This is a genomic window from Vibrio sp. 1167, assembly GCF_033340375.1.
In the GTDB taxonomy this organism is placed as follows: Bacteria; Pseudomonadota; Gammaproteobacteria; order Enterobacterales; family Vibrionaceae; genus Vibrio; species Vibrio alginolyticus.
In genome coordinates this window covers 716,851-730,361 of sequence record NZ_JAWOWK010000001.1, presented here as the reverse complement: position 1 = coordinate 730,361, position 13,511 = coordinate 716,851, and the positions used below count along the sequence as shown (strand labels likewise).

Genomic DNA, 13,511 nt, shown 5'->3' with positions numbered 1-13,511 from the left:
CTTTATTAATCTGAATCAATTTATCCGTGTTACACGGTCGACTCTTGAGTGGGTAGAGTGCAATTCGCGATAGCGGAATCTGACTTCTATAGTTTTCCTACACTTGGTTTTTCTATATCTAGTTTTCGACTCAGAGAGAGGAAGGGACGACAAATGAAAAAAGTAATCATCGGGTTGGTCGTGGCGTTGACGTCATTGAGTGCGTTGGCTGGTGAGGGCGTGGTAACCGTTGCGAGCACACATTCAGCAAAAGATACGGCGGATAAATTTGTCGCTATCGCGCAAGAAAAAGGGTTGAACGTCTTTGCGCGCATTAACCATCAAGAGAATGCCACGAAAGTCGATATGACGTTGCGACCAACTGAAGTTATCGTGTTTGGAAACCCTAAAGTGGGCACACCACTGATGATCTGTGCGCAGGAGGTGGCGCTCGATTTACCCCAAAAAGTGTTGGTGTATGAAGATGCTGAAGGCAAAACGTGGTTAGCTTACAACGATCCGATGTATTTAAAGCAGCGCCATCATATTGAAGGCTGTGACGAGGTATTGAACAAAATCAGCGGCGTGCTGGGCAATTTAACCCACGCGGCGGCGAAGTAGGGTGCAGTATTAGGGCTGCTTGTTATGTTGAAGAATAAAAAAGCCCCAATGATTGGGGCTTGAGTAAAGCGAAGTATGCCGTTTAGAAATAGTGGAAGATCGGCGGTTCATGCATCAAGAAGTTTTGATGGGAGATGTTCCACGCATAGGCGCCCGCTAAGGTAAACACAACATAATCACCAATATCGACGTGGGCGACGTGTTGATTGCGTGCCAGCACATCTTTGGGCGTACAAAGCTGGCCGACAAAAGTTGCTTGTGCATGCTGAATTGGGTGAGAAATCTCGTGGTGTTGCTCGCTTTTCAGGATGACGAATGGATGATCATGGCTCTGCGCCGCTGGCGTGCGGAAGTGGTGAGTTCCCCCGCGTGCGATGACAAAGTTTTCGCCAAGATTTTGCTTAATATCCAGTACTTCCATCACGTAATAACCGCATGCCGCCGTGATGAAACGTCCGCATTCAAAACGCAGTGTCCAATCTTGCACTTGCTCTTTAGCGATGAGGAATTCCAACTTGTCGCAAAACTCCATCCACGGAAAGTGTTGCTCAGGGTTTTGGTAGTTGATGCCCATGCCGCCGCCCAAGTTGATCATCAGCTCACCGAGTTCGAACTCCTGCTGCCACGCCTTCACGACTTGGAAATAGCGCTGCATTAACGCTAAGTGGCGTTCAACATCAAGCTGATGCGACATCAAGTGAAAATGGAAGCCTTTGAGTGACACTTGCGGGAAATCGCGCAGCAACATCAAAGCATTGCTCAGTTCGGACTCGTCCAAGCCAAACGGAGTCGGCTTGCCGCCCATTGCCAACTTGCTGAGCGTGATGTCGCCAATATCGATGTTCATACGCAAAAAGATCGAAGCAGGGCGGTTGAGGCGCTCGGTTAGCGCACCAATGCGTTGCAGCTCAGTGAGGCTTTCGACGTGAATCGCATCGACATCAAGTTCAATCGCTTGTTGCAATTCACTTGGCATTTTTCCTGGGCCACCGAAGATCAATGGTTTATCGAGTTGTTGCTGGTGGAGGTGTGCCAACTCCCCGCCAGATGCCGCTTCAAAACCATCGACATACGGCGCGAGCGTTTTGAGAATCGGGCCCGATGGATTGGCTTTAGCTGCGTAAAATAGCTCGACATTTTTCGGCAAAACGTGACGCAGTTGTTTGATGTGTTCTTCTAAGGCGCTTAGGTCATACACGTACGCGCACAAGGGTTGACTTTGCTGCTGTGCGAGCGTGTGAACTTGTTGGCAAACGCGTGTCGGTAGAGAGAGTGAATTAGACATGTTGCGATCCTTTTTCGTGTTGCTGCCAAGGCGCGGCGACTTGGGTATAGCCCGACTCCTTATCGGCTTTTTGCATCAAACGCGTGGTGAAATTATTTTTGCTTGGGAAGTGACCGCCATTTAGCAACGTTTCTAGTTCCGGTTGTTTTCCATTCACTGATTGCCAATGCACAATGGCACTTTGCACCGCATTCCACAGCGTTTGCTCTAGTGGCTCATCACCTTCTGCGATGAAGAAAATCGCTTCGCTGATGTTGTTGATAAAGGTGCAGTATCCGATGCGATTCCAGCCTTGTTCGCGACTGTAGTAAACCGATTGTCGTGCGCGTTCAGACAAGTCAGTTAATGTTTCTGCTGGCCAGAACTCCGGCAGTAATTTAGTGCCTTCCAAATCACGAATCCAAACACAACACGGCATCTCTTGCTCAAAGCCAATCAGGGTGTTTTGCAAATGCGGCTCAAACGCCACCCCGTGTTTGAAGTAGTAATTAAATACGCCCGGGATCAGGCAATGCAAATAGCGTTCAAACCAAAGTGTCGCGATGTCGGAATAGCGATTTTGCGTAGGACGCGCTTTGTTTTTAAGGCGTTGAGCAATGCAACTGTTGCCGTTATTGTCGTAAGCAAACAGAGCGCCAGCGAGGGTTGGTTTCAAGATGTCGACTTCGCTCAGCGAGAAATTTTCGCGATACAAAATCCCAAACGATTCGCGTGCTTTGGTGTTGTCGTCCCAGTTGTGCTCAGCGACACTTTCTAGATTCAACGTGGTGGCGTAAGGCTCTGTCATCACTTTAAATACGGGGTTGTGCAGCTGTTCGTTTTCTCTAATTGGTTTGAGAATCGACGTGAGTTGCACGGCGCTGTCGAGTTCGTACCACGCGTTTTTGCGCACGCAATTGGTTAATCGTACGTTGATGGAGAATTTCGCAAACCAGTCCATGTCAGGGTGGTAGAGAGTACGAACTGAAGAGGTCGGCTGCATCTTTTCACCACCTAAACCCAGTGGCGTGATCTTGCCTTGTTCAATGGCACGCTTCACGCTTGGGTTACTCAAAATGGTGTAGCTTTCCCAAGGATGACAAGGGTAGAGGGTCTTCCCATCGCTGGTGGCGTGTTGTGGCGCGAGCTGTTGTAGCATGCGTTGCGCAGGGTTAGCTTCTCCGTCGGAACTCAGCACATCAAGTAAGGACGTATCCACTTCAAACCAGTACAACGGGACTTGCGCGCCGACTTCTGGAGAAAACGCCAAGAGATCATCCATGGTGACGCCCGAACGACTTTTTGGGGTCGGATGGAAAGTATGCCCCCAAATCAGAGACTGTTCCGAAGCGATAAACTCGTTGTGATGCGATTTGGGCGCGACGTTGAGAAACTGCTCGGTAACCAGCACGCTATTTTCCAGTTGTTCGATCAGCTCATGGTTAAATGGGATCGCCAACACCTGCTTGAGATAGTTAAGCAAAAGCGTAAGAGTTTGCGTGGCATCCAATTTCGCCCAACTAGATCCCGGCATTTTCGCCCAAGGCAGTTCTGCCAATTTGATTTTGCCCAGTTTGCTCGCGTAGTGAATCGGCAAAACCAATACGCCATTTTGTTGAGACAGATGAACGGCTACCCGTTGTTTTGCGGAATAGTTGCGTTTTAACGTTTGGGGTAGCGATGTCGATTGGTAGTGCCATTCTACTTGTTGATTCGGTAGCGCAAATTCTCGTAAGTAACAATTAAGAACACCCATTATCGTGTTGAGTTGGGCTTTCTCACGATTGAGCTGCACCTCATGCGCGCGTAACTCGCTAGTCTGAGAGTATTGAGTTTGTAACATGTTGATTTCCAAATTTTGAGTGGAGAACCAGCGCGATCAAGGTGATTACGCTGACTATCGCAGAAAGTAGGAAAGGAACCTCAAGTAGCCCCAAGCTAGAAATGAAAGAAGCGCAAAATCCCGCTGCCACGCCACCCCATTTGGACATGGCATCAAAGCGAGAAAATACTTTGCCACTGAGTTTGCGATCCAGATTGCTCGCAAGATGCTGATGCAATCCGTGATAACAACACACCATCGCGATGCCGAAGATAATTCTCGCAGCAATGAGTGCGGTTTCGGACGCAATCAAATGCAAGGCAGAGCTCACGGCAAGCAATGCAAACCCAAGCCACAACGTGCGCAGCGGTTGATGGCGATTCAACCCATCTGACAACACGTGAATTTTTCCTGCCAGCAACAGATAGACGCCATGCGGCAGTGCGTACAAAAAACCGATCCATGCGTGGTTAGTGATGCCATATTGCTGCACAAACGGCGAGAAATAAGGAAAGGTCACCACCATAGAAAACGCAAACCCGAATTGAGCAAAGAAGATCCAACGAATGGCATGCATTGCGTTTTTCTGTGCAACCGGTTTTTCTTGCTGAGGTTCTGAGTTTGGCTTTTCGAGGTTTCGTTCGGCAGGTTTATCCGCAGGCAGTGTTAGCGTGATGCCCATCGCAATCAAAGGCAAAACGCATAACCAAAGGTACGCGTTGAGCGGGTTGGTCTCTGACAAGCTCCAGCCGAGCCCAATAGGCGCAACGATCAGCGCCAAGCGAGCAGATAGTTGGGTTTTATTGAGTGACTTGCCGAGTGTTTTGGCTTCTTTAATTTGACTAGATAAGTAGCTGTTCGAGGCGGCCATGGTGCCGCCAAAGGTTCCTTGAACAATAAGACCAAACACAAACATGGCGAGGTTGTCTGCCAAGCCGCACAGCGCAAACCCTGCTGCAAGGCCAAGTTGCGCACGCAAGAGTGAGCGGCGGCGACCGTAGCGATCGGCAAAGTTGCCCCAAAATCGCGCCGCCAACGCAGTACAAAACGTAGGTAGGATAAACAATACCCCTGCCCAGTCCGCATCAATGCTTGCGCCTAACGTTGGCAACACGACGGGTAGAAATAGCGGCATACCTAACGCGGCAAACGCAGCGATAAAGTGGCACAACAACACACTGTAGATGAGTTTGGTCATAATCGTTAACGTACGCTTTTTTTGATGGCTTCTATGTAGGCGCGTTGCGCTTCTTCGCTAGAAAGCAGTAAGAAGTTCGGGGCCGACAAACCATAGAACTTATTGATGTCGCTCGCGCCGGAGGCTTCTTTCGAGAGCAAACTGCCAGAGCTCAACAAGTACTTGGCGTACAAATCAGGCGCCTCTTGCAGTAACTCGCGTGCCAGTTTCGTCTCTAACCCTTCGCCTTCTAATCGGTTGAGTTGTTCTGAAATGCTTTTGGCCACGATGGCGTAAAGCGATGCTGAAGAGGCAATGCCCTTCGCTGCCATGGCTTCTACAATCGCTGCGATATCCAGTTGTAATGTGATGGTGGTAAACATCTGACCGAGCGCCAATTCATTGTCGACTTTGATGCGTTGATCGAGCAGTTCATCGCAATCCACTGGAAGTAGTTTTGCGCCGTGTTTTTGGGCAGCATGCTCTGTTGCAAAGTGGAAGCGCTCTGGCCAAATTCGCGCCGCGTCGTTGTCTTTCATCGCGAGCGTCATTTTGCCCTGTTGATCAAATGCAATGATGGCGTTTTGCTGGTTGGACTCCAATGCAATGCCATAACGAAGCCACAAGGTAAGGTGTACTTGGCATAATAGGTCGACGTAATCTTTGAACCACGCCAGCGTATCTTGTTGATAGTACTGCTCTGCCAAGTGTTCTAAGAACAAGCGGTCGTCAGGCATTGGGCTTGCCAGTGCGGCAACCGGAACTAGCGCTTTGTCTTCGCAATGAATAAGTGGGTACTCACGTACGATGTACGCGAAGGTTTTATCCTCGCCGACGTGTCCACCGTGTTTTTCGTTGCAATGGAACAAGCGACTGTTTAAGTCTGCGTCCGTTTGTTCAAGGTGGCTGAGTAGGCGTTCAAACCAGTGGCCGTCATACAGTGTTGAAGGCTTGATTAAGCGAATGTTTTTCGTGCCTAGCGATCGCATGATCAGCGGAACTTTGATGTGAATGTGCGGTGCGTCGTTCACGACCACCGTACGAACGGAAAGCGTCGGCGTCACGTCTAGATACGTTAAAGGAGCTTCTATCACACCTTCGGGTAAGGCTTCTAAAGGTCGCAGGGTGAGCGGATGTACAGGGAACAGAACGTGGCTCAGTGCAAAATCAGCAGGAAGCCCAACTTGCTCCATGGTCGGCCAGCAATCAGGTTGTTCGCTGGTTAATGTCACCAGTGATTTTTCAATCGCAATCCAATGCAGAGCAAAGCTTGGTGCAAACTCGGGCGCGTACTTAGCAAGGTCTTCATCGCTCAGACCAAACTTCGCCCGCGCAGTTGGATAGTACGGATGGTCAAGGTAAGAAGCGATCTGGTCGGCTAGCAGCAGTTTTTGATGCCAAGAACCAAGCTCGGATATTGGTTGAGAAATGTGGTCTGCATGATGATGAAACGCTTGGTCACACAGCGCTTTGTGTTTCTCTGCACATTCCAGTTCTTGAAGGTATCCCGCCAGCAACTCGTGAGAGCTCTCGTGCGCCAGTGTCGTTAGTAGCGCAATCCACTCTTTGTAATGCTGTTGATGCTCGACTTGGCCATTTTTCTCCACCCACCAACCTGGTGGTGTTTCGTCATTGGCGTGACCGTAGCGCCAGTGCTGCATGTAATACGTTGGCGCAACAGGTAAATACAACGTGAAATCAGAGTTGGCAAATATCAGCCAGACTTGCTCGTCTTGAGGAACAATTACCCCTTTTGGCGCGTCTCTACTGAACTTGGCCTTCGACAAAATGCCAAACATGTCTTCGCGCAAGCAAGTGTCGATCAATCGTTGCGTTAGATACAAAGCGTTGTCATTCATGCTGCCACCTCACGAGTCGGAGCGAGATCGAAATTGCTAAGCGCGTTCTGCAGCGCTTGGTCGAGGTTTCGCCCTGATGGTGAGACAATCGAAATTCGGGCGAGATAATCCTTATTGGAATAACTCTGTTGGAAGTGTTCTCCAGCGGTTTTTAGTACCTGTTGCTGGGTGATGATATCGTCATCGTGTTGGATGAACGACGTCGAACCTCCGTCAATCACACCACTGTGTTCCGCAACTACGTAGTGCACGTGCGCTGACCCATGAATTTGGTAATCGCCGTCCAATCTTCGACCCAGATGCAGACCCAAAATCGTGCTAAACCAACCGAAGGGAGCGAGATTGTTGAGCAAGAATTCGCGGCCATCTCCAATACTGCGGTAGTTAATTTCCACCAGAACCGGGCCATTTTCCGTAATAATAAATTCGCTGTGGCAAACTCCAAAACCAACGCCGAACGCTTTCAGTTGAGCCAAGCAAGCTTCTCGGTGAGCAATGCCGTTTGGTCCGTTCCAGTCTGCGGCGGTTTCGATAAAGTAAGGCGGCTCAGAGAGCGACACATCAAAACCGCCCACGGCGATAAGTTGGTTACCGTCTCCTAAAGTTTCGAGCGTAACCAACGGTCCTTGAAGAAACTGCTCCACCAGAATGGCGGCGTTTGGGTGCTTTTGCCAAAACGCCTCGCAGTAAGCATCGAGCTCGCTTTGGGAGTCACAGCGCTGTACATCTAAACTTGCCACGCCTTCTTTGGGTTTTGCTACGACAGGGAAGGCCATGCCTAATGCCACATTCGAATGGCGATGCAGCAAACAGCTTTGTGTGTTGGGTAAGGATTTTTCATTTAACACTTGTCGAGTTAAGTGTTTGTTTTTGGCCTTTAACGTGACAGACCAATCTTTGGATGGGAGGCCAAAAAATTGCGCGCAGATGGCGGTGGAAGTTTGTAAGTGATCACTATTGCTGAAAATAGCGTCTGGCTTTAATTCATGCTCCGTGATGGTTTCGATGAGTTCTAATGGGTTGAAGACATCACATTCTAGAATGGTATCCGGATTAAAGTGACTATCATGACTCGCCAACTCTAAATGGCTGAGCTTATGGTCGGTGATAAGAACGACGTGAAGGTCCATCGCTTTAGCTGCAGGCACAAAGCCGTGAGTGACTGCATCGTTAACGACATGACTTACGATAATCATCGTAGATTTCATGAGCTTTCCTAATTTTCTAACATTTTCTTCTAACGTTGATAAAGTCGCTCACGGTCGTCTTCCAATGTGCCTCTCTCGAGACGGAGGGCAGAAGTTTTAGTATTTATTGTTATGATATTTGGTTTTTTTTGTTGTTAGTTGTGTTTTTAGGGTAAATAAATATAGAGCATAAAATTAATATTGCAAATAGAAATAATATTTGTTCTTATTTCCATCCGTTGGCTTTATAACAACTAAACGGAATTATGGAATGAATAAATTATTGACCCTGACCCCCTTGGCGGTCGCGATTGGTTCTTCATTAGTAGCACCAAGCGCAGTGGCTTCAGAAGAGACGAACTCAACCTCATCAGCAACTGAAACGATTCAAGTCTTCGGTCATCAGTACGAAGGTTATGCTGAACACATGCCTCAATCAGGCACCAAAACCGATGTGGAATGGCTTGATGTGCCACAAGCGGTATCCGTAGTAACGAAAACAGAAATGCAAGACCGAGGCGCGGTGCGTTTAGTGGATGCGCTAGATGGGGTAGCCGGGGTCAATAACACCTTGGGCGAAGGCAGCCGCGATCAGTTCATGATCCGTGGTTTTGATTCACTCAACGATATGTACCGTGATGGCTTGCGAGATGACGGTACGTTGCAGTCTTACCGCAGCTTAGCGAACGTTGAACGCGTTGAAATTGTGAAAGGCCCTGCGGGTGCTTTGTATGGCCGCGGTTCGGCTGGGGGCATCATCAACTTGGTGACGAAACGCGCTAACGGTGAGAATTTTACTCACGTAAACGGTAGTGTAGGCAGCAACAACCAGTATGTTGGTCAGGTCGACAGCTCAATGGCGTTTACAGATAAGGTCAACGGGCGTATTAACTTGGAATACCGTCAAGCCGACTCGTACGTTGATCATGTTGATTCAAACGATTTCTTCATTGCACCGACCATTCGTGTGTTACCAGCGGAAGGTCACACCATTGATATTGACGTGGAATACGCCCATCAAGAACTAGTGCCGTATCGTGGTGTGCCATCAAAAAATGGCAAGCCAGTTGATTTGCCAGTAAGCACTTACTTTGGCGGCACAAACGACTATCAGGAGTCAGACAGTCTCCGTATTGCGGTGGATTACGAATGGCGTCTGAATGATCAATGGGTATGGAACAACCGAGCGGCGTTCAACCATATCGAACTTGAGCAAAAAGGCACGCGTCAGGGCAAAGTGACGGGTAATGAAGTGTCTCAAACCGTCAACAACTTTGGTTACGATCCACGTACTACGACCACTTTACAATCTGAGTTGGTTTGGGAAACTAGGGACAATCAATTGATGGTGGGTGCTGATTTCAACCAGATCGATATCGACCTAACGTTGGCAAGTGACAAAACGCTTCCTCCGCAAAATATCTACGACCCAGTCGTTGGTCCAACGCCTGATCCGGGCTTTAAGCCATTTCGTGACAATACCACCACCACGACAGGTTTGTATGTGCAAGACGTCTATACGTGGGGTGACCTTTCTTTGATCGGTAACGTGCGTTACGACTCGATGGAACTCGAACAACAAAAAGCGGGCTCAGATAAGGAAAAATTGGATGATGACAAAGTCAGCTACCGTGCTGGTTTGGTATACCGCATCAATTCCGACACATCCGTATACGCCAGTTTAGCGCGCTCTTGGCAGTTACCGTACGCTGGTATCTACATCAATCCAAAATTGGCGGAATTCTTCCACACCGACTTAAAAGAGGTGGGTGCGAAAGCGTACCTTTTGGATAACGCATTAATGTTGAATGCGGCACTGTTCCAGATTGATCAAGAGCAACCACAAACTAACGTGGACGGCGATGTGATCGATAAAATTGAAGTGCGTCACCAAGGTATTGAATTAGAGGCTCGCGGTCAAATCACCAAACAGTGGGACATCTCTGTGGGTTACAGCTACTTAGATGCGGAAGACAAAGCCACAGGCAAAAAGCCTAACGATGTATCAGACCACTTGTTCTCTCTTTGGAGCACTTACCAATTGGATGACAACTGGCGTTTAGGCGGTGGTGTGAAGTACGTGGGCGACCGTTACGCAGGTAACGACGAAGCCGTCGCACTTGGCGATTACACAACGGTGGATTTGATGGCGGCGTACACCACTGGTCGTCACAAAATCCAAGCGAACGCTTACAACATTTTGGATGAGAAATACATTCTTGGCGCAACAAACGGCACGTCTGGCTTAAACCAGATTGGCTACGGCGCACCAGCCGAGTTCATGCTCAGCTACGGATATCAGTTCTAGGCTTTTTGTGCGTAGTTAGCGCCTGTTAGCCGATTTTTTTCCTCATATTGAGGATGTTTAGCCCCGAGAGCCTACGGGATGTATTCTGCCCGAGGCTCAATTTCTCGCAAAGGAGATCTTAATGTCTTACCAGAATTTGGATGGTAAAGTGCGTGTACGTGCTGGTTTGTCTACCACTTACAGTGTGCTTGCGATTGCAATCGCTTCTGCCACATCCATGAGCGCGGTTGCCGCTCCTGCTAAAAAAGAACAAACTACCGCGATGGAAACCGTCGTTGTCACTGGTAGCGTGATTGGTAAATCTGAAATTGAAGACGTCAAAGAGTACCCAGGTGCTCGTACCGTCATTACCCGCGATCAAATCGAGAAAACCGCCGCAGGCTCGATTGATAACGCGCTACAGCGCGTGCCGGGTATTAAAGTTCAGGATGAAAGCGGAACGGGCGTATTGCCTAACATTTCCGTACGTGGTTTGAAAGCAAGCCGTAGTGGTCATGCTCAGTTCTTGATGGATGGTGTACCGCTAACACTTGCGCCATATGGTCACACTGGTCAGTCTATCTTCCCAGCAACACTGTCGATGCTTGATCGTATTGACATTGTACGCGGTGGTGCCGCAGTACAGTACGGCCCAAACAACGTCGGTGGTGTGATCAACTTAGTGACCAAACCGATTCCACACACGTGGCAAACTGAAATCAGTAACCGCCTTACCGTGTTTGATGGCGGTGATGCGCCGCTGAATGATTTTTACCTGCGCACGGGCGGCTGGTTAAGCGACACGTTTGCACTGCAGTTGGAAGGTAACTTCCTAAAAGGTGAAAGCTTCCGTGAACATTCCGATACGGACGTGAAGAACTTTCAAGCTAAAGCACAGTGGCTATTGAGTGACACTCAAGAGATTCAAGCATTCCTGCAACGTTACGATGCTGAAACGCAAATGCCGGGCGCACTTTCGCCACAAGACTACGAACAAGATCGTCACCAATCGAAACGTCCTTACGATGATTATGAAGGTAAGTCGACACGCTGGAGTGTTAAGTACATCCACGATTTGCCATTTGCCGACAGTGCTGAGCTAGAAGTGCTAACGTTTGGCCATAAGTCAGAGCGTCTTTTCAAGTGGGGCTTTAACAGCGCGGGTGGCCATTGGGCTGATCCGGCTTTGCCAGCGACGGACGTTCGTACCTCTCCACGTGAATTTACCGTGTATGGTATAGAGCCAAAAATGGCGATGTACTTTGGCGAAGGTAAATCCGTTACTCAAAACTGGATCGTGGGTACCCGTTATGTTAACGAAGACATCGACTACAAACTCACTCAGACTCCAATCGCCGGTGGTGCAACCAGCGTTCCGCGTGATTGGCATTTAGATACGGACGCGTTTGCTGGATACGTTAGCAACGAAATTGGTTTGTTCAATGATACATTGAAGGTAACGCCTGGGTTGCGTGTTGAGTCGGTTCGAATGACGTTTACCGATCGTGGTAAAAAACAAACAGCAGACAACACCGTGACGGAATGGTTGCCAGGTTTGACGGTGGCATACAACTTAACTGATCAGTGGGTGACGTATGCGAACGCGCAAAAATCACTTCGTGCGCCACAAATTGCCTACATCCGAGGCTTGGGTGAAGAAGGGAGCGAACTGGCTTGGAACTACGAAGTCGGCGCGCGTTACACCCAAGATGCGACCAGTTTTAACGCTGCACTTTATCGCATCGATTTTGAAGACCAACTGCAATGGCAAAGCTCAACGCAGACCTTCGATAACATCGGAAAAACACTTCACCAAGGTTTAGAACTTTCTGCTCGTTACGTGCCTGAAGTTCTACCTGCTCTGAGCTTGGGCGCAAGTTACAACTACCTCGATGCCACGCTTGAAGAAGAGGGTGCGAATAAAGGTAACCAGCTGCCTTACACCTCTAAACATCAACTTGGTTGGGATGCGACCTACGCGTTTTACGGCATGGACACCACGCTATCGGGCTTCTACTTCAGTGATTCGTATACCGATAACGCCAACACCAGTGCCGAAGACGCAACAGGTGCAACGGGCAAAGTGCCGTCTTACATGGTGTGGAACTTCAACTTAGGTACGGATTTATACAAAGATGACAAAGGCAAGTTACGCATGAATGTTGCAGTAAACAACTTGTTTGACGAGGAGTATTACTTCCGTGGGATTGATACCAGCCCAGTTGGTCGGTACCCAGCTCCGGGACGCTCTTACACACTGGATCTGAACTATCAGTTTTAAGCGTTTCGTTCACCGAGTTTGAAAAGAAAAGTCGCCAATTTACCTTGGCGACTTTGCCGATCTTAGGTACTGGAAAACACTTAGCACTGGAAAAAAGCAAGATGAAAAATAAAAAACAATTTACGATCAAACACTTTTCAACCGTTTTGCTGATGCTGTTGAGCTCAGTTTTTATGTCATTTTCCGCAAGTGCTCAGGTGCGCAGCGTGCAAGATGAGCAAGGCACTTTTGAGCTAGAAGCGATACCTCAACGTATTGTGGTTTTAGAATTTTCGTTTGTCGATGCATTAGCGGCAGTCGATGTCTCACCTGTAGGCGTCGCCGATGACAACGATGCCACACGAGTCATCCCTGCTGTTCGCGCCAAGATTGAACCTTGGCAATCGGTCGGCATGCGTTCACAACCGAGTTTAGAGGCGATTGCGGTGCTCAAGCCGGATTTGATCATTGCCGATGCCGAACGTCATCGCGCGATTTATCAAGATTTGCAGCGAATTGCGCCAACCTTGCTGTTAAAAAGCCGTGGAGAGACGTATAAAGAAAACCTCGAATCTGCACAGAAAATCGGGGTTGCGATTGGCAAGCAAGCGAAAATGACACAACGAATTGAGCAGCACAAACAGACAATGGCGGAGTTCAAACAGCATTTTGCGACACAAGAAACCATTCAGTTTGGTGTGGTTTCTGACAAAGGGATGTGGCTGCATAGCCCGGTTTCTTACGCTGGGGGCGTTTTGAGTACGCTGGGCATCCAAAGCCCGCTGGCTCCATCTGAGCAAAAAGCGTATATCCCAACCAGTTTCGAACTTTTACTAAGAACCAACCCTGATTGGTTGTTAGTTGGACTTTACTCTCAACCAAATATTGTGGATGAGTGGCGCAAAAACCCATTATTTAAGCTGCTAACCGCTGCGAAAAAACAGCAACTTGTTGAGGTATCTCCTGAACTGTGGTCGTTAAATCGCGGCATGTTGGCTGCGGAAGAAATTGCCCGCAATCTTGAAGCGTTATTGGAGCGCTCATGAGTTCGGCGA

The 13,511-nt window shown here is 48.7% G+C and carries 9 protein-coding genes; 4 read left to right on the top strand and 5 right to left on the bottom strand.

Annotated elements, in window-relative coordinates:
- The first annotated feature begins 153 nt into the window (after positions 1-153).
- Complete coding sequence (locus tag R7Z78_RS03180; RefSeq protein WP_017634511.1) at positions 154-600, top strand: DUF302 domain-containing protein; 447 nt, start codon at positions 154-156, stop codon at positions 598-600.
- An 82-nt stretch (positions 601-682) separates the two neighbouring features.
- On the opposite strand, the gene R7Z78_RS03175 is transcribed toward R7Z78_RS03180, so the two are convergent.
- From R7Z78_RS03175 to R7Z78_RS03155, 5 genes are read right to left on the bottom strand one after another with little or no spacing between them, the layout of a single operon-like run.
- Positions 683-1,885: a type III PLP-dependent enzyme gene (locus R7Z78_RS03175; protein WP_104976380.1), complete on the bottom strand. Its 1,203-nt coding sequence runs from the start codon at positions 1,883-1,885 to the stop codon at positions 683-685.
- Entirely contained in the window at positions 1,878-3,707 is a 1,830-nt protein-coding gene (locus R7Z78_RS03170; protein ID WP_104976381.1) for an IucA/IucC family protein, read from the bottom strand. The genes R7Z78_RS03175 and R7Z78_RS03170 overlap by 8 nt, the downstream gene beginning before the upstream one ends.
- Positions 3,679-4,884 carry an MFS transporter gene (locus tag R7Z78_RS03165; RefSeq protein ID WP_064369565.1) on the bottom strand — a complete coding sequence of 402 codons (1,206 nt, stop codon included), beginning with the start codon at positions 4,882-4,884 and terminating at the stop codon, positions 3,679-3,681. Before R7Z78_RS03165 ends, R7Z78_RS03170 begins: the two co-directional genes overlap by 29 nt.
- A 5-nt stretch (positions 4,885-4,889) precedes the next feature.
- Positions 4,890-6,722 (bottom strand): IucA/IucC family protein, encoded by a 1,833-nt coding sequence (locus R7Z78_RS03160; RefSeq protein ID WP_104976382.1) that lies wholly within the window; start codon positions 6,720-6,722, stop codon positions 4,890-4,892.
- On the bottom strand, positions 6,719-7,930 hold the full coding sequence (locus tag R7Z78_RS03155) for an ATP-grasp domain-containing protein (RefSeq protein ID WP_005383468.1): 1,212 nt from the start codon (positions 7,928-7,930) through the stop codon (positions 6,719-6,721). The genes R7Z78_RS03160 and R7Z78_RS03155 overlap by 4 nt, the downstream gene beginning before the upstream one ends.
- A 250-nt stretch (positions 7,931-8,180) precedes the next feature.
- Between R7Z78_RS03155 and R7Z78_RS03150 the strand changes: the two genes are divergently transcribed.
- The 3 genes from R7Z78_RS03150 to R7Z78_RS03140 all read left to right on the top strand — a co-directional run bounded on the left by R7Z78_RS03150 (position 8,181) and on the right by R7Z78_RS03140 (position 13,502).
- On the top strand, positions 8,181-10,217 hold the full coding sequence (locus tag R7Z78_RS03150; RefSeq protein WP_025768678.1) for a TonB-dependent receptor: 2,037 nt from the start codon (positions 8,181-8,183) through the stop codon (positions 10,215-10,217).
- A 121-nt stretch (positions 10,218-10,338) separates the two neighbouring features.
- Complete coding sequence (gene pvuA / locus R7Z78_RS03145) at positions 10,339-12,477, top strand: TonB-dependent siderophore vibrioferrin receptor PvuA (protein WP_017634503.1); 2,139 nt, start codon at positions 10,339-10,341, stop codon at positions 12,475-12,477.
- Positions 12,478-12,578: 101 nt separating this feature from the next.
- Positions 12,579-13,502 (top strand): Fe(3+) dicitrate ABC transporter substrate-binding protein FecB, encoded by a 924-nt coding sequence (locus R7Z78_RS03140; protein WP_053308093.1) that lies wholly within the window; start codon positions 12,579-12,581, stop codon positions 13,500-13,502.
- The last annotated feature ends 9 nt before the right edge of the window (positions 13,503-13,511 follow it).

Excerpts from the sequence above, each read along its gene's own strand:
- R7Z78_RS03180 (WP_017634511.1), top strand. The coding sequence starts at position 154 with ATGAAAAAAGTAATCATCGGGTTGGTCGTGGCGTTGACGTCATTGAGT.
- R7Z78_RS03175 (WP_104976380.1), bottom strand. The coding sequence starts at position 1,885 with ATGTCTAATTCACTCTCTCTACCGACACGCGTTTGCCAACAAGTTCAC.
- R7Z78_RS03170 (WP_104976381.1), bottom strand. The coding sequence starts at position 3,707 with ATGTTACAAACTCAATACTCTCAGACTAGCGAGTTACGCGCGCATGAG.
- R7Z78_RS03165 (WP_064369565.1), bottom strand. The coding sequence starts at position 4,884 with ATGACCAAACTCATCTACAGTGTGTTGTTGTGCCACTTTATCGCTGCG.
- R7Z78_RS03160 (WP_104976382.1), bottom strand. The coding sequence starts at position 6,722 with ATGAATGACAACGCTTTGTATCTAACGCAACGATTGATCGACACTTGC.
- R7Z78_RS03155 (WP_005383468.1), bottom strand. The coding sequence starts at position 7,930 with ATGAAATCTACGATGATTATCGTAAGTCATGTCGTTAACGATGCAGTC.
- R7Z78_RS03150 (WP_025768678.1), top strand. The coding sequence starts at position 8,181 with ATGAATAAATTATTGACCCTGACCCCCTTGGCGGTCGCGATTGGTTCT.
- pvuA (WP_017634503.1), top strand. The coding sequence starts at position 10,339 with ATGTCTTACCAGAATTTGGATGGTAAAGTGCGTGTACGTGCTGGTTTG.
- R7Z78_RS03140 (WP_053308093.1), top strand. The coding sequence starts at position 12,579 with ATGAAAAATAAAAAACAATTTACGATCAAACACTTTTCAACCGTTTTG.